Origin of the sequence: Duganella hordei (genome assembly GCF_040369125.1) — a bacterium.
GTDB classification, from domain to species: Bacteria; Pseudomonadota; Gammaproteobacteria; order Burkholderiales; family Burkholderiaceae_D; genus Rugamonas; species Rugamonas hordei.
The window spans coordinates 233,597-255,659 of the sequence record NZ_BPWI01000007.1 but is presented as its reverse complement, the minus strand read 5'-3'; the positions used below and the strand labels follow the sequence as shown (position 1 = coordinate 255,659).

Sequence of the window (22,063 nt, the reverse complement as noted above, 5' to 3'; positions counted from 1 at the left end):
GTCGGTAGGTATCATCGAAAAACCGCCTGCAAACAGCGCGGCCCACCAGGAGAACAGATGCGCAATTTCGAGAACAAGGTCGCCGTGATCACCGGCGCGGGGAGCGGCATCGGCGCCGCGCTGGCCTGGCGTTTCGCCCGGGAGGGAATGAGGATCGTCGTCAGCGACATCGACGAAGCCGCCGCGAACGCAACAGCGGCGGCGCTGGCCGAGGCGGGCCATACCGCGCTGGCGACACGCACGGACGTCGCCGATGCGCTGCAGGTGGAGGCGCTCGCCGCCCTGGCCTACCAGGCGTTCGGCGCCGTGGATATGCTGTTCAACAATGCCGGCATCGTGCCGGCTGGCCGCCTGCGCCCGGTGTGGGAATATCCGCCCGAGGATTGGCAATGGTCGATAGATGTCAATCTGATGGGCGTGGTGCACGGCATACGCAGCTTCGTGCCGCGCATGCTGGCCCAGGGTACGGAGGGCCACGTCGTCACCACCGCCTCCGTCGCCGGGCTCATCAGCGGCTCGGCGTCGGTGCCCTATGCCGCGGCCAAGCATGGCGCCGTGCTGGCCACCGAGGCGCTGTACGCGGCCTTGCGCGAACGCGACGCGCCCATCGGCGTGACCTTGCTGTGTCCGGGATTGGTGAACACCCGGATCTACCATTCGGAACGCAATCGCCCTGAGCAATTGCAGCCGCGCGGCGGAGCGGCCGCGGAAACCCCGGAGCTGCACGCGATGGCGCCGGCCATGTACGCCGGCGCCCTCACCCCGGACCAGGTGGCCGAACAGGTATTCGACGCCGTATGGAACAAGCAACTCTACGCGCTGACCAGCGCCAACTTCGACGACGCGATCCGCGAGCGTACCGAAGCGATTCTTGAGCGCCGCAATCCCGTCTTCGCCAGGCTGCTGGATCTCAGCAGGAAGCCTGATGCGCAAACGCCTTCCGTGCCGCGATGACGTGACGGCGGGTCCGGCCCGGCTTGCCCGGGTCGGACCCGCTGGTCACCGCAAGGCCTAGAACTTGCCTTCGACCTGCAGCACCACCATGCGTGGTTCGCCGGCCACGGCGAACGCCTCACCTCTTCCACCCGGCTTATCCACGGCGAGCGTCGCGTAGATCCGGTTGTTCAGGTTGCGTCCAATTAAGGCGATCGACCATTTGCCGTCCGCCGTCGTCAGGCGCGCGCCGGCGTTGACGGTTGTGTAGGCGGCCTGGAACGACGTCGGATTCAGGTTCAAGCCCGCGTAGTAGGACGCCGAATAGCGCAGGTCGGCGTTGAGGTTGAGCTTCATGCCGGACATGACGCGCGTTTCGTACGCGGCGCCGGCCGTGAGCAGCCAGTCCGGCGAGCGGTAGACCGCCTTGCCCGACAGGTTCTGGGTCGCCGCCTTGGTGACCGGGTCGGCCACGCAACCGAGAGCGGCGGTTTGCCCCGTGTAGCACTGCGCCTTGGCGAAGTCGACGAAGTGGGCGTCGTTGTAGTTGGCCGAACCGCGCAGCGTCAGCTCCTGGGTCGCCTTGAAGGCCGCTTCAAGCTCGACGCCCTGGGCGACCGTCGTGGCCGCATTTTGCGTCACGAACGTCTGGTGCGTGGCGTCGATGGCGATCAGCGAGGTCAGCGGAAGGCCGGTGTACTCGTAGTGGTAGCCGGTGATCGAGCCGGTCAGCGCATGGTTCAGCACGGCCGCCTTGGCGCCCAGCTCGTAGCCTTTGACTTTCTCGGCGCTGTACGACAGCGTATCGCGCGTGGTGACCGCCGACAACGTCCCGGGATTGGAAAAACCGCCCGCGAGGAAGCCGGTCTTGTACGCCCCGTAAAGCATGACGTCCTTGCTCGCATGCCAGCTCAGCGTCGCTTCCGGCGAGAAGTTCGATTCGCTCTTGCCGCCGGCAACGACCTTACCCTGCGGCAGGAATCCGACCGCCGCCGGATTCAGGTAATAGTTGACGGAATTGATGGTTTTCGATTCCTTCGTGTAGCGTCCGCCGGCGGCCAGTTCCCAGGCGCTGTTAAAGCGCGCCGTCACTTGCGCGAAGACCGAGTACGCATGGCTGGCGTTGTCCTGCTCGTTGTCGTAGGTATGGTAGCGGCCGGTGGCCGGATCCATCGGCAGCGGGCCGTTGGCGCCGCCGACGAACAGCTTGCGCTTGTTGTTCTCGTAGTGGCCGCCGGCGGCGAAGTTGAATATGCTGTTGAAGGACGACACCGCGCGCAGTTCCTGGTACAGGCTGCGGTTCTTTTCGTTGCTGTAGGTCCAGTAGTAGGAATAGGCGATGCCATCGGCGTTGCCCTGGCTGATATAGTCGTAGTCGTAGTAGCCGGTCACCGAGGTCAGCTTGATGTCGTCGACCGTGTAGTCCATGGTCAAGGTCGGCATCACCGTGTCGTCCTTGGTGTACGGCTTGCCGCCATCGTTGGCCTTGACCTGCGGCCAGGCGTTGATGATGGTCGGGGACAGCCAGCCCTGGGACGACTTATTGTCGAGCTTGCAGTCGCCGGTCGGGTCGACGATGCCGCCGACCGTGGTCGGCCGCGTCACGCCGGCGGGGCAGCCCATCACCTCGCTGAAGCTCTGCAAGCTCTGGCCGCGGTACTGGCTGTACAGCAGTTTGAAGGTGGCTTCGAAGCCGTCCTGGTTGGCATAGGCCAGCGTCAGGCGCGCGGCGCGCTTGCCTTCCGCGCCCAGACGCGACTGCGCCGGCGGCACGAAGGTGCTGCCGCTGGCGGCGTTGCGTATCAGGTCGGGCACGCCCTTGTTCTGGTTCTCGATGTAGCCCTTGCTGTCGCTGGCGAGCACGCCGATCCGGAAACCGAGGTCGTCGGTGATCGGGCCGGCGATCGCTGCCTCGAGCGAAGGCGTGTCGCCCGTGTGCTCGTAGCCGACGCGGGCGAAGCCGCTCAGCTTGCGGGTCGGCCCGGCCGACTTGATCGACACCACGCCGCCCGGCGAGTTCTTGCCATAGAACAGCGTCTGCGGGCCCTTGAGCACGTCGATCTCGGCGATGTCGAACATCGCGTCGTTGAGGATGCGGCCGCGGCTGATGGCCATGCCGTCGAAGTCCAGCAGGACCGACTGCTCGAGTCCGGCGTCCAGGCTCGACGAGCTGACGCCGCGCATCGAGATCGACGCGCCGCCGCCGGTGAAGCCGCGGTCGAACGAAATCTGCGGCGCCACCATCTTGATGTTGGCGACGGCGGTCAAGTCGTATTGGCGGATTTCCGCCGCGCCGACGGCGATCGCCGAGACGGGCACGTCGATCATCCGCTCCGACCTGCGGCGCGCGCCGATGATGACCGTTTGCCCTTGCGCCGGGGCCGCGTCCTGGGGAACGGCCGCGTCCTGGGGAGCGGGCGCGACCGGCGCGGCCGGCTCCGGCGTCACGGCCGGTTCCGCCGCCTGTGCTTGTTGCGCGGAAGCATTTGCCATCGGGAACGCGACCGCGATTCCCAGGTTGGCGAACAACACGCTTTTCGCGCTCAGCTGCCAAGTCCATACCTTCAATTTTTTCTTGTACATCATGTCTCCTGATTTTTTATAGTTTCTTGCGAAGTGAGCAAGATCGGCCGGTCAATTGGTCAATATCAAATATATCGACCGTCCGGTCGGTAGTCAACCTTTTTTCACTTGTGGCGAACATGGTACAAAGCGATGGCTGCTGCGGACGCGGCGGCGCCGTCCGCGCCCGGCGTCAGGCACCAGCCCAGCCGGGCGCGGATCTCGGCCGGCGCCGGTGGCAGCGAGCGCTCGAGACGGCGTTGCGCCAGGTACTGGCGGACCTGCTCCTTGGTCGGGCGGGTTATCTCAGGCATGAATGGCTCCAGCTGCGCGCGGGCCTAGGCGGCCCCGGATGCCCAGGCCGACAACTTGCGTCCCTCGCCCGCCAGCTCCAGCAGCAGCGGCGCCGGCGTCCAGTAGCCGAACGCATTGCCGCGTTCGGCGCCGTAATGCGCGAGCCGGGCCGCGATATGGGCCAGGCCGATCTGGTCGGCCATGAACATGGGGCCGCCGCGATAGTCGGGAAAACCATAGCCGGCGGTCCAGACGATGTCGATATCGCCGGCCCGGTAGGCGATGCCGTCGCGCAGGATCTTGCAGCCCTCGTTTATCAAAGGGAACAGCAGCCGTTCCAGCACTTCCTCGTCGCTGATCCGGTCGCGCCGCGCGATCCCGAGCCGCGCGGCAAGCGTCTCGCACAGCGCTGTCACGGCGGCGGACGGCAGCGCCTGGCGCCCTTCGTAGTCGTAGAAGCCGGCGCCGCTCTTTTGCCCGAGGCGCCCGGCCCCGGCCAGCGCGCGCGCGACGGCCCGGTAGCCCGGGTCCGGCGGCAGCGCGCCATCGCGTTCGAGCTCGGCGACGACCTTGGCGGCGACATCGACGCCGGCCATGTCGAGCATGCGGCAGGGTCCCATGGCCATGCCCAGCAAGGCCACGCTTTCCATGACGCCGTCGATCTGCGCCGGCGTCGCGCCTTCGAGCAGCAGGAATTCCGTCTCGCGCAAATAGTCGATCAGCATGCGGTTGCCGATGAAGCCGTAGCACACGCCGGACACCACCGCGACCTTGCCGATCCGTGCGGCCAGGCCCATCACCGTGGACAGCACGTCGGGCGCGGTGGCCGCGCCGCGCACCACCTCGAGCAGGCGCATGATATTGGCCGGGCTAAAGAAATGCATGCCGATCACATCCGCCGGGCGCCCCGACGCCGCCGCCAGCCGGTCCACGTCCAAGGTGGAGGTATTGGTGGCGATGATCGCGCCGGCCTTGCAGACCGCGCCGAGACGCGCGCAGACGCGCTCCTTCAGCGCCATATCCTCGAACACCGCTTCGATCACCAGGTCGCAGTCGGCCAGCGCATCATCGTCGAGCACGGGATTAAGCAGCGCCATGCGCGAGTCCAGCTGCTGCGCCGTCAGCTTGCCCCGCTTGACGCCGGCCTCGTAGTGTTGCCGGACCAGTCCCACGCCGCGTTCGAGACCGCTCGCGGACGCGTCGACCAGCACCGTCGCCAGTCCCGCGTCGAGGAAATTGATCGCGATCCCGCTGCCCATCGTGCCGGCGCCGATGATGCCGACGCGCTCGACCGGACGCGGCGGCAGGCGGGCCAGGCCCGGGATCTTTCCGACCTGGCGTCCGGCAAAGAACAGATGCCGCAGCGCGCGCGACTGGGGACTATGGACCGCGTCGAGGAACAGCGCCGCCTCGCACGCGGCGCCGTCGGCGAACGGCAGCGTGACCGAGGCCTCGACCGCTTGCACGATGGCGCGCTGGACCGGCTGGGCGTGCTGGCGCGCCGCGTTCGCGTGGGCCACGGCGAAAAAGTCCGGCGCCAGCGCCGACGTATCGACCCGCAGGTCGCACACGCGGCGCGGCGCGGCCGAACGGGCCAGCAGCGCGTTCGCGTACGCCAGTCCGGCGACTAGCGCCTCGCCCTCGACGATGGCGTCGATGATGCCGGCCTCCAGCGCCGCGTTCGCATCGACCATGCGCCCGCCGGCGATCATCGCCAGCGCCATGGCGGCGCCGGCCAGGCGCGGCAGGCGCTGCGTGCCCGCCGAGCCGGGCAGCAAGCCGAGCGTGACCTCGGGCGTGCCGATCCGCGTGCCGGCCAGGGCGATGCGGTAGTGGCAGGCCAGCGCGACCTCCAGCCCGCCGCCGAGCGCCGTGCCATGGAGCATGGCGAGCACCACCCGGTCGGATTGCTCAATACCGTTGAGCATGTCGTTGAAGGGTTGCGCCGTGTAGCCGGGCGCATCGAACACGGTGATGTCGGCGCCGGAAATGAAGGTGCGGCCGTCGCAGTGGATCAGCAGCGCCGCGAACGACCGGTCGGCGGCGAACTCCGCCAGGGCTTGCCGCATCTCCGCCACCACCGCGTCGGAAAGCGCGTTCACCGGCGGGTTTGCGATGCGCAGGACGGCGATGCTGCCGTGGCGTTCAAGGGTTGCCAACTGGGTCATGATGAGCTTTCAAGAAAGGGCAAGCCGCCGCTGGCCGCCGGTCTAATATTGATAGAAGCCGCGGCCGCTCTTGCGGCCGTAGCGCCCGGCGTCGACCATTTCGCGCAGCAGGGGCGCCGGCCGGTACTTTGAATCGTTGAAATCGCGGTAAAACACTTCCATCACCGACAGCAGCGTGTCGAGTCCGATCAGGTCGGCCAGCGCCAGCGGCCCCAGCGGATGGTTGGCGCCCAGCTTCATGCCCGCATCGATTTCCTCGGCGCTGGCCAGCCCCTCCTGCAGCACGAAGACCGCCTCGTTAATCATGGGCACCAGTATGCGGTTCACCACGAAGCCCGGCGCGTTGCGCGCGCCGATCGCGGTCTTGCCGATGCGCGCTGCCAGGGCGCGCGTGGCCTCGAAAGTGGCGTCGCTGGTCTGTATGCCGCGTATCACTTCCACCAGCGCCATCACCGGCACGGGGTTGAAAAAATGCATGCCGACCAGCCGCTCCGGACTGGCCAGGCAGGCCGCCAGCTTGGTGATCGACACCGACGAGGTATTCGTGGCGATGATGCTGCCCGGCTTGGCGACGGCGTCCAGGGCTTGGATGATTTTTTGCTTGGTCTCCAGCCGCTCGGTCGCGGCCTCGATCAGGAAGTCCGCCTGGCCAAGGTCGCCGAACTCGGTGCCGCCACGGATGCGCGCGCGTATCCGCGCCGCCGTTTCAGCGGTGATCTTTTCCTTCGTTACCATGCGCGTCAGACTTTCCGAAATGGTGGACAGGCCGCGCTGTATCGCCGCCTCGTCGATGTCGTTCAAGACGACCTCGAGTCCCGCCGCCGCGCACACCTGCGCGATACCGCTGCCCATCAGGCCGGACCCGACGATGCCGATTGTGTCGATGTTCATGCGATTCCCTCAAAGATAGAAAGTGTTTGCTAGTCGTGCGTGAAATCGGGCTTGCGCTTCTGCACGAACGCCGCCATGCCCTCTTTCTGGTCGCGCATGGCGAACATGGCGTGAAAGCTGCGCCGCTCGAACAACACCCCTTCGGCCAGCGTGCTCTCGTAAGCACGGTTAAGCGCCTCCTTGGCCGCGAGCAGGCTGGGCAGCGACATCGCGGCGATGGTCGTGGCGGTCGCCAGCGCCGCCTCCTCGAGCTGCGCCGTCGGCACCACGCGCGACACCAGCCCCGCGCGCTCGGCCTCGGCCGCATCCATCATGCGCGCCGACAAGACCATGTCCATCGCCTTGGCCTTGGACACCGCGCGCGGCAAGCGCTGGGTGCCGCCCGCGCCCGGAATGATGCCGAGCTTGATTTCCGGCTGGCCGAAACAGGCGCTGTCGGCGGCGATGATGATGTCGCACATCATCGCCAGCTCGCAGCCGGCGCCCAGCGCGAAGCCGGCCACGGCGGCGACGACCGGCTTGCGCACGGACAGGATGGTTTCCCAGTTGCGGCTGATGAAATTGGTCGACACCACCTCGGCATAGCACTTGTCCTGCATCGCGTGCACGTCCGCCCCGGCGGCAAAGGCCTTGGGGTTGCCCTTGATCAGGATGCAGCCTATGCCGGCGTCGGCATCCATGCGCAGCAGCGCCGCCCCGAGTGCGTCCATCAGCGCGTCGTTGAGCGCGTTGAGCTGGGCCGGGCGGTTCAGCTGTATGACGCCTACCCGTCCCGCCTGGCTGCACAGTATCAGTTCGTCTTGCATGCTTTCTCCTGGTTGGGCACTGCGTGCGCGGTCACACCACGAAGCCGGGGTTTTGCAGCATCAGTCCGCCGTCGACCAGCAAGTCCTGGCCGGTGACGAAGCCGGAGGCGTCGCTGGCGAAGAACAGCACGGCGTTGGCGATGTCGGCCACCTGCGCCGCGCGCTGCAGCGGCACGCGCCGCGCGCGGCGGGCAAAGCCTTCCGGATCGCGTGCGCGCAGGGCGGCTCCCATGGCCGTGTCGACACCGGTGGGACTGACGGAGTTGACGCGGATATTGCGTGCGCCCCACTCGACAGCCATCACCCGCGTCAGCGCGAGCACGGCGGACTTGCTGACGGAATATGCCGCCGTCTCGGGCGCGCTGGCATGGGCCGCCACCGAGGCGATGTTGATGATGCTGCCGCCGTGCCCGCCCATGCGCCGCGCGGCTTCCTGGCAACCGAACAGAACGCCCTTGAGGTTCACGTCCAGCACGCGCTGGAACTGCGCTTCGGTCAGGTCGATGGTTGGCGTCTTGCTGATCATGCCGGCATTGTTGACGACGATATCGACCCGTCCCAGCTGGCTCATCACGTGGTCGAACAGGGACGCCACGGCCGCCTGGCTGGCCACGTCCGTGACCATCGCCAGGGCTTGGCGCCGGTCGTCCGAGTCCGAGTCTGACTTCGACGCGGCCAGCCCGGCCGCCGCCGCGCGCACCAGCTCGCCATCGATATCGGCCAGCATGACGCTGGCGCCTTGAGCGAACAGCGCTTCCGCGATGCCCAGCCCGATGCCCTGCCCCGCGCCCGTCACCACCGCCACCTTGCCGTTCAGCGGCCGCTCGACGGCCGTCCTTGCCACTTCATTCTGCTGCATCATCGTCTCCTGTATGCATCCGTGTCCGCCACAATAATTCGACCGACCAGACGGTTGATTAATTGAAGCTTAGTAGAGATTGAAATCATTGTCAACACTTTGGGAGGTGAAACGCGCCGCTGCCCGGGCTATGCCGGCGTTGGCGCCAGGGGTCTTCCGCCGCTCAGCCCAGTTCGGCGACCAGCTGAGGCACGATGTCGAACAGATCGCCGACGATGCTGTAGTCGGCCACCGAGAAGATCGGTGCTTCCGGATCCTTGTTGATGGCCACGATGACTTTCGAATCCTTCATGCCGGCCAGGTGCTGGATCGCGCCGGAGATGCCGACGGCGATGTACAGCGTCGGCGCGACGATCTTGCCGGTCTGGCCCACCTGCCAGTCGTTCGGCACGTAGCCGGCGTCGACGGCGGCGCGCGAGGCGCCCATGGCGGCGTTCAGCTTGTCCGCCAGCGGTTCCAGGATCTTGAACGCTTCGCCCGAGCCCATGCCGCGGCCGCCGGAGACGATGACCTTGGCGGCCGTCAGCTCGGGACGGTCCGACGTGGCCAGCTCGCGGCCGACGAAGGCGGACTTGCCCGAATCGGCGACGGCGCCGACGGTTTCGGTCGCAGCCGAGCCGCCGGTGGCGGCAGCGGCGTCGAAGCCGGTCGAACGCACGGTGATGACCTTGATCTTGTCCGACGATTGCACATAGGCGATCGCGTTGCCGGCGTAGATGGGACGCTCGAAGGTGTCCGGCGAGTCGACCTTGGTGATTTCGGAAATCTGCGCCACGTCCAGCCTGGCGGCGACGCGCGGCAGGATGTTCTTGCCGTAGGCGGTGGCCGGGGCCAGGATGTGGCTGTAGCCGGCGGCCAGCGCCAGCACCTGCTCGGCGATGTTCTCGGCCAGACCGTCGGCAAAGTGCGCGGCGTCGGCGACGATGACCTTGGATACGCCGGCGATATGCGCGGCTGCTTCGGCTGCGGCGCCGGCGTTCGAGCCGGCGACCAGTACGTGCACATCCCCGCCGCACGCGATGGCGGCGGTGACGGTGTGGAGGGTGCTGCCTTTCAGGCTGGCGTTGTCGTGTTCGGCTATGACAAGTGCGACCGTGGCGACCATGATTTTTCCTTTAGATGACTTTGGCTTCGGCGCGCAGTTTCGACACCAGGGTGGCGACGTCCGGCACCTTGACGCCGGCCTTGCGTTTGGCCGGCTCGATGACTTTCAGCGTAGTCAGGCGCGGGCTCACGTCGACGCCCAGCTCTTCCGGCGTTGTCACGTCCAGCGGCTTTTTCTTCGCCTTCATAATGTTCGGCAAGGTCACGTAGCGCGGCTCGTTCAGGCGCAAATCGGTGGTGACGATGGCCGGCAAGGTCAACGCCAGCGTTTCCAGGCCGCCGTCCACCTCGCGGATGACGATGACCTTGCCGTCTTCCGGCACCACTGTCGAGGCGAACGTCGCCTGCGGCCAGCCCAGCAGCGCGGCCAGCATCTGGCCGGTCTGGTTGCAATCGTCATCGATCGCCTGCTTGCCAAGAATGATGAGTTGCGGCCGCTCCTTGTCGGCCAGCGCCTTGAGCAGCTTGGCCACGGCGAGCGGTTCGAGCGCCGCCTCCGTCTCGACCAGGATGGCGCGGTCGGCGCCGATCGCCAACGCGCCGCGCAGCGTTTCCTGGCACGGCGCCGCGCCGCACGAGACGGCGACCACCTCGCTGGCCTTGCCGGCTTCCTTCAAGCGTACCGCCTCTTCCAGCGCGATTTCGTCGAACGGATTCATCGACATCTTGACGCTGGCGAGCTCGACGCCGCTACCGTCGGACTTCACGCGGATCTTGACGTTGAAGTCGATCACGCGCTTTACGGCCACCATGACTTTCATCGCGGCTCCCCGGCGCCCACGGCGCGGAAGCGTTCGATAATGCTGGAGAAGTCGAGCTGGCCGGAGCCAGACTGGCTGTGTTCGGCGTACAGCGCGCGCGCCACGTCGCCGAGCGGGATCGGGCTGGCGCTGCCGGCCGCCGCCTCGGCCGCCAGTCCGAGATCCTTGAGCATCAAGTCCACGCCGAAGCCGCCGCGATAGCCGCGCGAGGCCGGCACATTGTCCATCACCCCCGGCACCGGGTTGTACAACTCCAGCGTCCAGTTGCGCCCTGAACTCTTGCTCATAATGTCGGACAACACCTTTGGATCAAGGCCATTGGCCATGCCCAACGCCAGCGCTTCCGATGTGCCGGCCATCAGTATGCCGAGCAGCATGTTGTTGCAGATCTTCGCCAGCTGTCCCGCGCCGTGCTCGCCCGCGTGGAAGACGTTCTTGCCCATCGCCAGCAGCACCGGCATGGCGCTGTCCAGTACCTGGGACGGACCGCCGACCATGAAGGTCAGCGTGCCCGCGATCGCGCCGCCGGTGCCGCCCGATACCGGCGCGTCCAGCATGCGGATATCGGCCGCGGCAGCCGCCAGCGCAACCTTCCTGGCGGAAGCTGCGGCGATGGTGCTGCATTCCAAGATCAGCGCGCCCGGCCGCATGCCCTGGATGATGCCATCCTCGCCAAGGTAGAGCTGTTCCACATGCCGGCTGGCAGGCAACATCGACACCACGATGGCCGCATCGGCCACCGCGTCCCTGGCCGACGACGCGACGCCGGCGCCGGCTTCGGCCAACACCGTCAAGGCGGAGGACGACAAATCGAACACGCTCAGCACGTGGCCGGCCTTGAGCAGGTTCAGGGCCATCGGCCCCCCCATGTTTCCCAGGCCAATAAACGCAATGTGGCTCATGTTTTCTCCTGAATTTTATTAAATTTATTGAACTTGATCGGCCCGGGCGATGCCCAGGTCCGACAGCGGATGTTGTGACGGCGTCCAGGGACTGGCCAGCAAATCCCCCTCGCCCGGCGCGCGCTGCCATTGCGGCGACTGGTCCTTGTCAATCAGCAGCGCCCGGATGCCTTCGGCAAAGTCGTGTCCGGCCGCGCACTGCAGCGCCACCCCATATTCCATGCGGAAGACCTCGGCGAGCGCAAGCTGCGGCGCCTTGCGCAGCAACTGCCATGCCAGCGCCAGCGACGTTGGCGCGGCCCGGCCTGCCGCCGCTGCCGCCTTGTCCAGCCAGGCATCCTGACTGCCCACGTCCGCCAGCGCGTCCAGCACATCCTGCAATTGCTCACGCGCGCACAGGCGATCGATCACATCGAGCCGTTCCCGCAATGGCCCTGGCGCATGGGGCGCTTCGGCGGCGCGCAGCACGGCGCCGAGCAGCGCATCGTTGTCCTGGCGGCGGCTGGTCCAGGGTTGCGCCAGCAGGGCCTCAACCACCGTCTCCTTGTCCGCGTGCGCCAGCACCCGGTCGGCCAGCTTGACAAATTTGGCGTCGGCAGCGTTGATGGAGGCCCCCGTCAGGGCCAGGAAGACGCCGAGCCGTCCCGGCATGCGGCTCAGGAACCAGGACCCGCCCACGTCGGGAAACAAGCCTATGCCCACCTCAGGCATCGCCATGCGCGTGCGCTCCGTGACCACGCGGTGGCTGGCGCCCGCCATCAAGCCCATGCCGCCGCCCATGACGATGCCATGGCCCCAGCACAATACCGGCTTCGGATAGGTGTGGATCAGGTAGTCGAGTCTGTACTCGCGGGCAAAGAAATCGGCCGCGTAGGTGTTGGCGAGCAGCTCTTCCCGCCCCCCGCCCGCGTGGTGCTCGAGCATCGAGCGGTACAGGTTCTGCAGGTCCCCGCCGGCGCAGAAGGCCTTCTCGCCGGCGCCCTGCAGCATCACCATGACCACGCGCGGGTCGTCGGCCCACAGGCGCAAGCTGGCCGACAGCATGTCGATCATTTCCAGCGTCAGCGCGTTGAGCGTCGGCTCGGCGTTCAAGGTCAGCACGCCGATCAGGCTGCCGTTGGCCGTCGGCAGGGTCTCGCACAGTACCAGCGCGTCCATCAGCGGTTCTTCCATACGGCGGCGCGCTTGCCGAGGAAGGCGTTGACGCCCTCCTTCTGGTCCTCGGTATCGAACAGGTCGACGAACAGCTCGCGTTCCAGCGGCAGCACGTGCGCGGGGGCCTGGTGGCGCGCGCCTTGTATCAGCCGCTTGCAGGAAGCGACGCTTGACGGACTCTGCTTCTCAATCTTGCGCGCCAGTTCCAGCGCCGCGTCCCTGGCCTGGCCCTTGGCCACCACCTGTTCGACCAGGCCGATGCGCAACGCCGTTTCCGCATCGACGCGCTCGCCGCACAGTATCATGCGCTTGGCCCATCCCTCCCCCACCAGCCAGGCCAGGTTCTGGGTGCCGCCGGCGCAAGGCAGCAAGCCCACCGCGGCCTCGGGCAGCGCCATCTGGGCCTGCGACTCGGCGATCCGCAGGTCGCAGGCCAGCGCGCATTCCAGCCCGCCACCCATCGCGTAGCCATTGATGGCGGCGATCGATACCCCACGGAAGCGCGACAAGGCTTCGAAGGCCTCGCCGAAGCGGCGCGCCATGTCGCGCGCCACGGCCTTGTCGCCGTCGCTGAACAGCTTCAGGTCCGCGCCGGCGGAAAAGAATTTGTCGCCCTGCCCGACCAGGACCAGGCTGTAAATGTCGGAATTGGCGTTGAGGTCGGTCACCAGCGCGGTCAACGCTGCGAGGCTGTCGCCGGTCCAGGTGTTGGCCGGCGGATTGGCCAGCGTGACGACGGCGCAATGGCCGACGATGTCCAGCTCAAGATTGGTATAGTGTGTCATCGGATCTCCTCTGCGCCCGATTGCTCGAGCAAATGGCGCGCCACGATCACGCGCATGATTTCGTTGGTGCCTTCCAGTATCTGGTGCACCCGCGTGTCGCGCAGGTAGCGCTCGAGCGGGTACTCGCGGATGTAGCCGTTGCCGCCGTGGATCTGCAAGGCCTGGTTGCACACCTTGAAGCCGACATCGGTCGCCAGCCGTTTGGCCATGGCGCAGTAGACGGAGGCGTTCGGCGCGGCGGCGTCGAGTTTCGATGCCGCCAGGCGTATCATCTGGCGCGCGCCCACCAGTTCGGTCTGCATGTCGGCCAGCTCGAACTGCAGGTGCTGAAAGCCGGACAGGGCGGACCCGAACTGGCGCCGCTCCCCCATGTAGCGGCGCGCCGCGTCCAGCGCCGCCTGCGCGGCGCCGACCGAGCAGGTGGCGATGTTGATGCGCCCGCCATCGAGCCCGCGCATGGCGATGCGAAAGCCCTCGCCCTCCTTGCCCAGCAAGTGGTCGCGCGGGATCCGCACCTGGTCGAAGCTGACCACCCGCGTCGGCTGGCTGTTCCAGCCCATCTTGACCTCCTTGCGCCCGAAGCCGATGCCCGGCGTATCGGCCGGCACGGCAAAGGCGCTGATGCCGCGCGGGCCGGCCTCGCCGGTGCGCGCCATGACGATCAGCAGGTCGGTGGCGCCGGCGCCGGAAATGAACGCCTTGCTGCCGGTGAGGCAATAGTGGTCGCCGTCCAGCACGGCGCTGGTGGTCAGCGCCCCCGCATCCGAGCCGGCGCCCGCCTCGGTCAGGCAGTAGGAACCCAGCTTCTCCCCGCGCGCCAGCAGGTGCGACCAGCGGTCCCTGACGGCGGGCGTGGCCCAGTTGGCGAGCATCCAGCCAACCATATTGTGGATCGTGATGTAGGCCGTGGTCGACGGGCAGGCGGCCGCCAGTTCTTCAAACACGATCGCCGCGTCGAGCCGCGACATGCCCATGCCGCCGCCGTCTTCCGGCGTGTACATGCCGCAGAAACCGAGGCGGCCGGCGCTGCGGATCATCTCGACGGGGAAAAAGCACTCGCTGTCCCAATCGGCCGCGTGCGGCGCCATCTCGCCCGCCGCAAACGCGCGCGCGCTGTGCTGAAAGGCGAGCTGGTCTTCAGAAAGTTCAAAGTCCATGATGGGTCCGCTATGCTTATTTCAGCGAGATCGTGGTGTTGACCGCGCCGGCGACGCTGTCGTCGTCGAACCAGCGCGCCGTGATGGTCTTGGTCTGGGTATAGAACAGGATGACCTGCTTGCCATAGGGACCGAGGTCGCCCAGCTTGGACGCGCCCGAGCCCGTGAACGAGAACAAGGGGACGGGAACGGGAATCGGCACGTTGATGCCGACCTGGCCCGCCGCCACCTCTTCCTGGAACTTGCGCGCCGCCGCACCCGACTGGGTGAAGATCGCGGTGCCGTTGCCGTTCGGATTGGCGTTGACGAAGGCGATGGCTTCGTCCAGGCTGGCCGCGCTGACCAGGCACAGGACCGGGCCGAAAATTTCCTGGTCGTAGATGCGCATGCCCGGCTTGACGCCGGAAAAAATGGTCGGCCCCACAAAATTGCCGCCCTCGTAGCCGGGCACCACCGGCCGGCGGCCGTCGAGCTCCAGTTTGGCGCCGCCCTCGATGCCGCTGGCGATCAGGCTTTCAACCCGCTCCTTGGCCGCGCACGAGATCAGCGGGCCGACATCGGTACCGGCCTCGGCGCCGCCATTGATCGCCAGGGCCCGCGCCTTCTCGACCAGCTCGGGAATCCAGCTGTTCGCCTCGCCCACCAGCACCGTCACCGGAAGCGCCATGCAGCGCTGGCCGGCCGCGCCGAAGGCCGCGCCGAGCAGATTGTTCAGCGTCTGCGACTTGTTCGCGTCGGGCAACACGATGGCATGGTTCTTCGCCCCCATCATGCACTGGACCCGCTTGCCGGCCTGCGTAGCCCGGTGATACACATGGGTGCCCACCTTGGTGGAACCGACGAAGGACACGGCCTTGATGTCCGGGTGGTCGCAGATCGCATTGACGGCATGCTCGCCGCCATGGATGACATTGAGCACGCCGGGCGGCACGCCGGCTTCGAGCGCGAGCGCGGCCAGCCGCATGGTCACCATCGGGTCCTGCTCGGACGGCTTGAGCACGAAGGTATTGCCGCATGCGATAGCCATGGGGAACATCCACAGCGGTATCATCGCCGGGAAATTGAACGGCGTGATGCCCGCGCAGACGCCTATCGGCTGCATCAGCGTATAGGTGTCGACGCCCGAGGCCACGTTGTTGGCGATCTCGCCCATTTGCAGGCTGCCGATATTGGCGGCGTGCTCGACCACTTCCAGGCCGCGGAAAATATCGCCTTCGGCGTCGGCCAGCGTCTTGCCCTGTTCGGCGGTGAGCAAGGCGGCCAGTTCCTTCATGTTCTCGCGGATCAGCTGCTGATACTTGAGGAAGATGCGGGCCCGCGCCCCGATCGGGGTCTTGCGCCACGAGACGAAGGCCGCCTTGGCGGACGCCACCGCGGCATCGATTTCCGCGGACGTGGCGTGGGGCACCCGCGCGAGGACCTGCTGGGTCGCCGGATTGATCACATCCTGCCACTGGTCCGATTCGGACTCGACGAATCGACCGTTGATAAGAAGCTTGACCGTCGAAATATCCGGGCGGCTGGCGGTGGATGCGCGGGGAACTGAGCTCATGTTATTCCTTCAGATCGGTTGATTGGATCAACACAGAATAATCGCGCCGGACCGGGCAGGCGATGCCCGTATCCTTCAATAATCGTGAGAAATCAAGCCACATCGCAAGCCACATGGGCATCCGGCCCCGGCGCCGCCGCTATGGCCGCGCGCGCCAGAATAATTGACGGGAATTGCCATCCTCCCCCGTCCTTGGGGATGGTAAGCTTGCGCTCATGGAAAAAGGTAGCGTATCGATTTACTTCGTGCAGTCGGCACTGGAGCGTTTGCGCGCACTCGGCATGGACACGACGCCATTGCTGGTCGGCGCGGGCATATCGCCGGCACTGCTGGACTCGCCACACGGAAGGGTGACGCCGCAAGGCTTCAGCGCATTGTGGCTGGGCGTGGCGGCCGCGCTCGACGACGAGCTGTTCGGGCAGGATGCGCGGCGCATGAAAGTAGGCAGCTTTGCCATGCTGACCTACACGCTGATCAGCTGCGACACCCTGCACAGCGCCCTGCGGCGCATGGTCCGCTGCTTCAATCTGATGCTGGACGATTTTGAGTGCGCGCTGGAAGTCGACGCGCGCGTGGCGCGGCTGGCCATCCGGCAGACGGGCTCCGCACACGCGCCGCGCATATTTGGCTTCGAGACGCTGCTGATGATGCAGCACGGGCTAGCCTGTTGGCTGGTGGGCCGCCGTATCCCCGTGCTGGCAGCCTCGTTCAGTTATCCGGAACCGTCGCGCAGCGCGGAATACAGGCAGATGTATTCGGAAAACCTGCTTTTCGATCAGAATGCCACGGCGCTTTCCTTCGACAAGGATTACCTGGCCTTGCCCATGATCCAGGACAGGCGCAGCGCGAAGACGTTTTTGCGCGGCGCGCCGGCCAACATCGTACTCAAGTACAAGAACAGCGGCGGCATGGCGGCGCAGATCCGGCGGCGCCTGCGCACCGCCTCGCGTACCGAATGGCCGGAATTCGACGCGCTCGCCGTCGCCCTGCACATGGCCCCATCGACGCTGAGGCGGCGCCTGGAAGACGAAGGGCAGACATTCCAATTGATCAAAGACCAGTTGAGGCGCGACATGGCCATCGACTTCCTCTGCCATTCGACCAGGAGCGTGGCCGAGATCGCATCGGAACTGGGCTTCGCCGAGGCTAGCGGCTTTCACCGCGCATTCAAGAAGTGGACCGGGGTTAACCCGGGCGAGTACCGCCAGCGCGCCCTGCCGCGATAGCGGCCAACGCAATTGACTATTCCGCAGCGCGCACTATCCACATCCAGGCGCTGAGCGTGAAGAACGAGGTCACCATACAAATCAGCAAAGCGGTGGTGCTGCGGTCGGCCTCGCCGTAAGCCTGGGCCACGATGGGGTAGATGCTCATCATGGGCATGGCCGCCATCAGCAGCGCGGCGGCGCGCAGGTCCGGCGCCATCGGGGCCACGCCCAGCAGCGGCAGCAGCGACGCGATCAGCAGCACCGCCAGCGGATGGCCGATCAGTTTTGCCGCCACCAGCGGAATCACGCGCTGCCAGCCGCTGCCCAGGGGCAAACCAAACAGCGTGCCGCCGATGGCAAACAGCGACACGCCGCCGCTGGCCTGCGCGAACAGATTCACGCCGCGCACCACCGGCTGCGGCAGCCGGACTTCGGCCAGGCTGATCAACAGGCCGCCGCAGACCGCCAGCACCAGGGGATTGCGGATCAAACGCTGCGCCGACTGCCGCAGCGCCTGGTGCCACGGCCGGCCGCCGCCGGCGCGCGCGTTTTCCGCCAGCGCCAGCACCAGCGGCAGCATGACGAGATTTTCGACTATCACATTCAGGCCCAGCGCCACGCCGGCCACCGGCGCCACCATCAGCAGCAGGATCGGAAAGCCGATAAAGCTGCTATTGGAGCAGGACACGCCCATCGCCAGGAAGGTGCTGCGCATGCGGCTCAAGCCGGCGAGCCGATGGCCGGCCGCATAGGCCAGCAGCAGCATCAGCAGCGAGCCGAAAAGGTAGGACAGCAGGTAGGCGGGATGGAGAATCTCGCCGATGCGGCGCTGTGCCAGCGCATTGAAGATCAGCGCCGGCAGCGCCAGGTTAAGAACGAACTTGCCGAACACCTGCATGTCCGCGCGGGCAAACAGACCGGCGCGGGTAGCCAGATAGCCGGCCAGGATCGCCAGATAGATCGGCCCGACGATGGCAAGAACGTCAAGCATCAGGCGCGCTCGACGATGACGCAAGAGGTGAGCAGTTTTTTCATATTGTCCTTTGGGCGCAACAGATTCTACTCGAAGCGGCCGCGTCGACGCAAACCCTCACCTCCTCTTCTCCGCTTCGAGATCTCAGCCCTCGCTCTCCCCCACGAATTGTTGTGCCAGGCGACAGGCCAATCCGATCAGGTGGGACGCAAGTTGAGGCGCGGTCTGCGATTCCGATCGCGTGTGCATCCATCCAAGATAGGTAAAACTACGCAACAGCATGAACAGCGGCAGATAGGCCAGCGTTGCATCCGTCAGCGCGCGGTGTTGCCGGTAGCCGGCGATCAGCGCGGTGCGTGCGGTATCGAAATGACGATCGTCCTGGATAAAATACAGCGCGGATGCCAGTTCGAACAAATGCCAGCCAAAGCCACAGTCATCGAAGTCGATCAAGCGGACATGTTCGCCATCGGCAAGCAAGTTCTCTGGAACCAGGTCGGCATGGATCAGGCCATAGGTCCCTGCGCTGGCGGGCGATTTTTCAAACTTGCGCAACTCGTGGGCGGATTTGGCGCGGGCGCGCACCATCAGGTCGCGCTGCGCCGGGCTCAGCAACTGCAATTGCCAGAAGCATCCCCAGAAAGGGGCGTCGCCGAGCAAGCCTTCGGCATCCCAGGAGTGCCGCTCGAATCCTTTGGGGCGCACCCACGCCGAGGCGTGGTTGTGCAGGCGGGCCGCAAGCTCTCCAACAGTGAAATAGGTGCTCTTGATCGTGTCCGCGTCGGCGTCAAGACCCTGCTCGGATGATCCCAGCCGCGTGCCGTTTACCCATTCGAATAAATCGATCTGAAAATCCAGCGGCAGGGTTGGATGGGCGAGCTTGATGAACGAGGCCTTGCCTGAGGTGGGAATCAGGCGCGGGACGTCGATGCCGGCTTGCTGCAGCGACGTCATCCAAGCCAACTCCGATTGCAGGCCGGCATCGCTATGGTAACCGGCGCGGTGTATGCGCAGGGCATACCGGCGCCCGCTGTCGTCGCGAACCTGGTACACCGCATTCTCGCGGTACTTGATCAACGTCAGCGCCGCGTCACCGAGGCCCCAGAACGGCAGCGCCTCCAGCGCCAATTCATGGAGAGCGCAGAGATGTTCGTCCACCTGCATATCGTTCCAGGTTCTCATCCCCGCTCTCCCCCGACCATGCCAAGGCAGGCATCGAGCGTCCGCAGCATCAGGTCGGCGTTCTCGCGCGAGAAACACAGCGGCGGCCGCAGCTTCAACACGTTGTCGTGGGGGCCTATCCTGCTGATCAATACCCCGCGCTCCTTCATCAGATTGACCAACCGGCGCGACTGCCAGGTCGCCGGAATCTTCGTGTCGCGCGATGTCACCAGTTCGACGCCGAAGAACAAGCCCCGGCCCCGAACGTCGCCGATGAGGAGGTGTTTTTCCTGGAGTTCGCGCAAGCCGCGCATGACATAAGCACCGACGTCGGCGGCGTTGTCGACCAGGCCTTCGCCTTCGATGACATCCAGGACGGCCATGCCTGCCGCGCAAGCGACCTGATTTCCCCCGAAGGTATTGAAATACATGACCCGTTCGCGAAATCCATTGATCAGGTCGGCCCGTCCGACCACGCCGGCAAGCGGATGGCCGTTACCCATCGGTTTGCCCAGGGTGACCAGGTCGGGAACGATGCCCACCGCCTCGTGTCCCCACATGCTGCCGGTGCGGCCGAAGCCGGACTGCACTTCGTCGAAAATGAGCAGGCCGCCGGCCTCGCGCACGATTTTTGCGACCTTCTCCAGGTAAGTTTCAGGCACGCAGGGCAAGCCCTCGTTGGCAAAGATAGGGCAAACGAGCATGCCGGCGAAACCGATTCCATTCATCTCGAACGCGTCGATCGCAGCGCTGACTTCCGCTGCATAGGCATCCGCCAGCGCCTCGCCATCCAGCTCGTAGTGCGGCCGGTAGGCATCGGGGAAACGCACGGCGCGCACATACGGACTGGTCGACTCCCCTCCGTGAAACAGCGTCGCCATTTCATCCAGCGCCGCAGTGTTGCCATGGTAGGTCAGGTTCGAGCAAATGATGCCGTTGCGGCCCGTGTGGCTGCGCGCGATCCTCAACGCGACTTCGTTGGCCTCGCTGCCTGTGCAGGTGAACATCACCATCGACAACGAGGCATCGAACTTCGACAGCAGCCGCTCCGCATAGGCGACACTGCCCTCGTGCAGGTAGCGCGAGTGGACATTCAGCGCGGCGGCCTGCCGCGCAATCGCATCGACCACATGCGGATGGCAATGCCCCACCGTCGGAACGTTGTTATAGACGTCCAGGTAGCGCCTGCCGTCGTTGTCATAGAGCCAGACGCCCTCGCCGCGGACCAATTGCAGCGGGTGTTCGTAGAACAATGGGGCTGCGGCGCCGAACACGCGATTCCGCCGTTGAAGCAATCCATCGGCGCCCACAGTCAAAGTCCTCCCATGCACAAGTATTTTGTGACCAGGTAATCATCCATGCCATACTTTGAGCCTTCCCTGCCCAGGCCGGACTGCTTGACGCCGCCGAATGGCGCGATCTCATTGGAGATCAGGCCGGTGTTAATGCCGACCATTCCGCTCTCGAGGCCTTCCGCGACCCGCCAGATACGGCCGATATCGCGCGAATAGAAATAGCTCGCCAGACCAAACTCGGTATCGTTGGCCAGCGCCAGCACTTCATCGTCGGTCTTGAAACGGAACAAGGGCGCCAGCGGCCCGAAGGTCTCTTCGCGCGCGACCAGCATCTCCGCGCTGACATCGGCGATCACCGTCGGCTCGAAGAAACCATGGCCGAGCGGATGGCGATGACCGCCGGCCAGCACCCGGCCGCCTTTGGCAACGGCATCGGCGATATGCTGCTCCACTTTCTGCACGGCGGCATCGTCGATCAGCGGTCCCTGGGTGGTGCCTTGGGCGACACCGTTGCCGACTTTGATTTTTTTGACGGCGGCCACCAATTTCTCCGCGAACGCCTCATACACGCCGTCTTGCACGTACAACCGGTTTGCGCACACGCAGGTCTGGCCCGCGTTACGGTACTTGGAAATCATTGCGCCCTCAACAGCGGCGTCCAGGTCGGCGTCGTCGAACACGATGAACGGCGCGTTGCCGCCCAATTCCAGCGAGAGCTTCTTGATGGTCGGAGCACACTGTTTCATCAGCTCGCGCCCCACTTCGGTGGAGCCGGTGAACGTCAATTTTCGCACGGTGGGATTGGCCGTCATCTCGCCACCGATCGCGCGCGACGATCCGGTCAACACGCTGAATATGCCCGCCGGAACGCCCGCGCGCTCGGCCAGCACGGCCAGCGCCAGCGCCGAGTACGGCGTGGCCGTCGCAGGCTTTAACACCATCGGACAGCCCGCCGCCAAGGCCGGGCCGGCCTTGCGGGTAATCATCGCCGCCGGAAAATTCCACGGCGTGATCGCCGCGCACACGCCGATCGGCTGTTTGATCACCACGATGCGGCGATCGGGCCACGGCGATTGCAGGGTGTCGCCATCGACGCGCTTGGCCTCCTCGGCAAACCATTCGAGAAATGAGGCGGCGTAAGCGATTTCGCCCTTGGATTCGGTCAGCGGCTTGCCTTGCTCGAGCGTCATGATCATGGCCAGGTCGTCCGCGTTTTCCAGCATCAGATCATTCCACTTGCGCAAAATGGCGCTGCGTTCCTTCGCCGGTTTGGCGCGCCAGGCGGACCAGGCGCCTTCGGCGGCCGCAATGGCGCGCCCGGTTTCGGCCGCACCCATGTTCGGCACCGTCCCAAGGATTTCCCGATTGGCCGGATTGGCGACCGCAATGGTTTCACCATTGTCCGCATCGCGCCACTGTCCGTTTACAAAAGCTTGCTGCCGAAACAGCGAAGGGTCGTTCAAGCGCATCATCGCGTCACTCCAAATAGAAATTCAT

Annotated in this window: 19 protein-coding genes; 2 read left to right on the top strand and 17 right to left on the bottom strand. The window is 65.7% G+C overall.

Going from position 1 to position 22,063, the window contains the following annotated elements; translation table 11 throughout:
• Positions 1–57: 57 nt before the first annotated feature.
• Positions 58–954, top strand: a complete 897-nt coding sequence (locus ABWW33_RS18375) for an SDR family NAD(P)-dependent oxidoreductase (RefSeq protein ID WP_353403143.1) — start codon at positions 58–60, stop codon at positions 952–954.
• Between the two features lie 57 nt (positions 955–1,011).
• Here the strand turns inward: ABWW33_RS18375 and ABWW33_RS18370 are convergent, their stop codons facing one another.
• From ABWW33_RS18370 to ABWW33_RS18310, 13 genes are all read right to left on the bottom strand, one after another.
• Positions 1,012–3,519: a TonB-dependent receptor gene (locus ABWW33_RS18370; RefSeq protein WP_353403142.1), complete on the bottom strand. Its 2,508-nt coding sequence runs from the start codon at positions 3,517–3,519 to the stop codon at positions 1,012–1,014.
• A 101-nt stretch (positions 3,520–3,620) separates the two neighbouring features.
• The gene (locus tag ABWW33_RS18365; protein ID WP_353403141.1) at positions 3,621–3,809 is read right to left on the bottom strand and encodes a hypothetical protein; all 189 of its coding nucleotides are present in this window, start codon (positions 3,807–3,809) and stop codon (positions 3,621–3,623) included.
• A 24-nt stretch (positions 3,810–3,833) separates the two neighbouring features.
• Positions 3,834–5,948, bottom strand: a complete 2,115-nt coding sequence (locus ABWW33_RS18360) for a 3-hydroxyacyl-CoA dehydrogenase NAD-binding domain-containing protein (RefSeq protein ID WP_353403140.1) — start codon at positions 5,946–5,948, stop codon at positions 3,834–3,836.
• 51 nt (positions 5,949–5,999) lie between these two features.
• Entirely contained in the window at positions 6,000–6,848 is an 849-nt protein-coding gene (locus tag ABWW33_RS18355) for a 3-hydroxybutyryl-CoA dehydrogenase (protein WP_353403139.1), read from the bottom strand.
• Between the two features lie 29 nt (positions 6,849–6,877).
• On the bottom strand, positions 6,878–7,654 hold the full coding sequence (locus tag ABWW33_RS18350; RefSeq protein WP_353403138.1) for an enoyl-CoA hydratase: 777 nt from the start codon (positions 7,652–7,654) through the stop codon (positions 6,878–6,880).
• 31 nt (positions 7,655–7,685) lie between these two features.
• Entirely contained in the window at positions 7,686–8,516 is an 831-nt protein-coding gene (locus tag ABWW33_RS18345; protein ID WP_353403137.1) for an SDR family NAD(P)-dependent oxidoreductase, read from the bottom strand.
• A 160-nt stretch (positions 8,517–8,676) separates the two neighbouring features.
• Complete coding sequence (locus ABWW33_RS18340; RefSeq protein ID WP_353403136.1) at positions 8,677–9,618, bottom strand: electron transfer flavoprotein subunit alpha/FixB family protein; 942 nt, start codon at positions 9,616–9,618, stop codon at positions 8,677–8,679.
• Positions 9,619–9,628: 10 nt separating this feature from the next.
• The gene (locus tag ABWW33_RS18335) at positions 9,629–10,378 is read right to left on the bottom strand and encodes an electron transfer flavoprotein subunit beta/FixA family protein (RefSeq protein WP_353403135.1); all 750 of its coding nucleotides are present in this window, start codon (positions 10,376–10,378) and stop codon (positions 9,629–9,631) included.
• Positions 10,375–11,280: a 3-hydroxyisobutyrate dehydrogenase gene (gene mmsB / locus ABWW33_RS18330; protein ID WP_353403134.1), complete on the bottom strand. Its 906-nt coding sequence runs from the start codon at positions 11,278–11,280 to the stop codon at positions 10,375–10,377. The genes ABWW33_RS18335 and mmsB overlap by 4 nt, the downstream gene beginning before the upstream one ends.
• Before the next feature lie 24 nt (positions 11,281–11,304).
• Positions 11,305–12,438, bottom strand: coding sequence for an enoyl-CoA hydratase/isomerase family protein (locus ABWW33_RS18325; protein WP_444551004.1), 1,134 nt, complete (start codon positions 12,436–12,438; stop codon positions 11,305–11,307).
• A complete protein-coding gene (locus ABWW33_RS18320) occupies positions 12,438–13,220 on the bottom strand; it encodes an enoyl-CoA hydratase (RefSeq protein WP_353403132.1) in 783 nt (260 codons plus the stop codon). The genes ABWW33_RS18325 and ABWW33_RS18320 overlap by 1 nt, the downstream gene beginning before the upstream one ends.
• A complete protein-coding gene (locus ABWW33_RS18315) occupies positions 13,217–14,377 on the bottom strand; it encodes an acyl-CoA dehydrogenase family protein (RefSeq protein WP_176651574.1) in 1,161 nt (386 codons plus the stop codon). The genes ABWW33_RS18320 and ABWW33_RS18315 overlap by 4 nt, the downstream gene beginning before the upstream one ends.
• Positions 14,378–14,393: 16 nt before the next feature.
• On the bottom strand, positions 14,394–15,929 hold the full coding sequence (locus ABWW33_RS18310) for a CoA-acylating methylmalonate-semialdehyde dehydrogenase (protein WP_353403131.1): 1,536 nt from the start codon (positions 15,927–15,929) through the stop codon (positions 14,394–14,396).
• 215 nt (positions 15,930–16,144) lie between these two features.
• On the opposite strand from ABWW33_RS18310, the gene ABWW33_RS18305 reads away from it, so the two are divergent.
• Positions 16,145–17,155 carry an AraC family transcriptional regulator gene (locus ABWW33_RS18305; RefSeq protein WP_353403130.1) on the top strand — a complete coding sequence of 337 codons (1,011 nt, stop codon included), beginning with the start codon at positions 16,145–16,147 and terminating at the stop codon, positions 17,153–17,155.
• 16 nt (positions 17,156–17,171) lie between these two features.
• On the opposite strand, the gene ABWW33_RS18300 is transcribed toward ABWW33_RS18305, so the two are convergent.
• From ABWW33_RS18300 to gabD, 4 genes are all read right to left on the bottom strand, one after another.
• On the bottom strand, positions 17,172–18,128 hold the full coding sequence (locus ABWW33_RS18300) for an AEC family transporter (protein ID WP_353403129.1): 957 nt from the start codon (positions 18,126–18,128) through the stop codon (positions 17,172–17,174).
• 126 nt (positions 18,129–18,254) lie between these two features.
• Complete coding sequence (locus tag ABWW33_RS18295; RefSeq protein WP_353403128.1) at positions 18,255–19,292, bottom strand: phosphotransferase enzyme family protein; 1,038 nt, start codon at positions 19,290–19,292, stop codon at positions 18,255–18,257.
• Positions 19,289–20,608 (bottom strand): aspartate aminotransferase family protein, encoded by a 1,320-nt coding sequence (locus ABWW33_RS18290; RefSeq protein WP_436145064.1) that lies wholly within the window; start codon positions 20,606–20,608, stop codon positions 19,289–19,291. The genes ABWW33_RS18295 and ABWW33_RS18290 overlap by 4 nt, the downstream gene beginning before the upstream one ends.
• On the bottom strand, positions 20,584–22,038 hold the full coding sequence (gene gabD / locus ABWW33_RS18285) for an NADP-dependent succinate-semialdehyde dehydrogenase (protein WP_353403126.1): 1,455 nt from the start codon (positions 22,036–22,038) through the stop codon (positions 20,584–20,586). The genes ABWW33_RS18290 and gabD overlap by 25 nt, the downstream gene beginning before the upstream one ends.
• Between the last annotated feature and the right edge of the window lie 25 nt (positions 22,039–22,063).

Excerpts from the sequence above, each read along its gene's own strand:
- ABWW33_RS18375 (WP_353403143.1), top strand. The coding sequence starts at position 58 with ATGCGCAATTTCGAGAACAAGGTCGCCGTGATCACCGGCGCGGGGAGC.
- ABWW33_RS18370 (WP_353403142.1), bottom strand. The coding sequence starts at position 3,519 with ATGATGTACAAGAAAAAATTGAAGGTATGGACTTGGCAGCTGAGCGCG.
- ABWW33_RS18365 (WP_353403141.1), bottom strand. The coding sequence starts at position 3,809 with ATGCCTGAGATAACCCGCCCGACCAAGGAGCAGGTCCGCCAGTACCTG.
- ABWW33_RS18355 (WP_353403139.1), bottom strand. The coding sequence starts at position 6,848 with ATGAACATCGACACAATCGGCATCGTCGGGTCCGGCCTGATGGGCAGC.
- ABWW33_RS18350 (WP_353403138.1), bottom strand. The coding sequence starts at position 7,654 with ATGCAAGACGAACTGATACTGTGCAGCCAGGCGGGACGGGTAGGCGTC.
- ABWW33_RS18345 (WP_353403137.1), bottom strand. The coding sequence starts at position 8,516 with ATGATGCAGCAGAATGAAGTGGCAAGGACGGCCGTCGAGCGGCCGCTG.
- ABWW33_RS18340 (WP_353403136.1), bottom strand. The coding sequence starts at position 9,618 with ATGGTCGCCACGGTCGCACTTGTCATAGCCGAACACGACAACGCCAGC.
- ABWW33_RS18335 (WP_353403135.1), bottom strand. The coding sequence starts at position 10,378 with ATGAAAGTCATGGTGGCCGTAAAGCGCGTGATCGACTTCAACGTCAAG.
- mmsB (WP_353403134.1), bottom strand. The coding sequence starts at position 11,280 with ATGAGCCACATTGCGTTTATTGGCCTGGGAAACATGGGGGGGCCGATG.
- ABWW33_RS18325 (WP_444551004.1), bottom strand. The coding sequence starts at position 12,438 with ATGGACGCGCTGGTACTGTGCGAGACCCTGCCGACGGCCAACGGCAGC.
- ABWW33_RS18320 (WP_353403132.1), bottom strand. The coding sequence starts at position 13,220 with ATGACACACTATACCAATCTTGAGCTGGACATCGTCGGCCATTGCGCC.
- ABWW33_RS18315 (WP_176651574.1), bottom strand. The coding sequence starts at position 14,377 with ATGGACTTTGAACTTTCTGAAGACCAGCTCGCCTTTCAGCACAGCGCG.
- ABWW33_RS18310 (WP_353403131.1), bottom strand. The coding sequence starts at position 15,929 with ATGAGCTCAGTTCCCCGCGCATCCACCGCCAGCCGCCCGGATATTTCG.
- ABWW33_RS18305 (WP_353403130.1), top strand. The coding sequence starts at position 16,145 with ATGGAAAAAGGTAGCGTATCGATTTACTTCGTGCAGTCGGCACTGGAG.
- ABWW33_RS18300 (WP_353403129.1), bottom strand. The coding sequence starts at position 18,128 with ATGCTTGACGTTCTTGCCATCGTCGGGCCGATCTATCTGGCGATCCTG.
- ABWW33_RS18295 (WP_353403128.1), bottom strand. The coding sequence starts at position 19,292 with ATGAGAACCTGGAACGATATGCAGGTGGACGAACATCTCTGCGCTCTC.
- gabD (WP_353403126.1), bottom strand. The coding sequence starts at position 22,038 with ATGATGCGCTTGAACGACCCTTCGCTGTTTCGGCAGCAAGCTTTTGTA.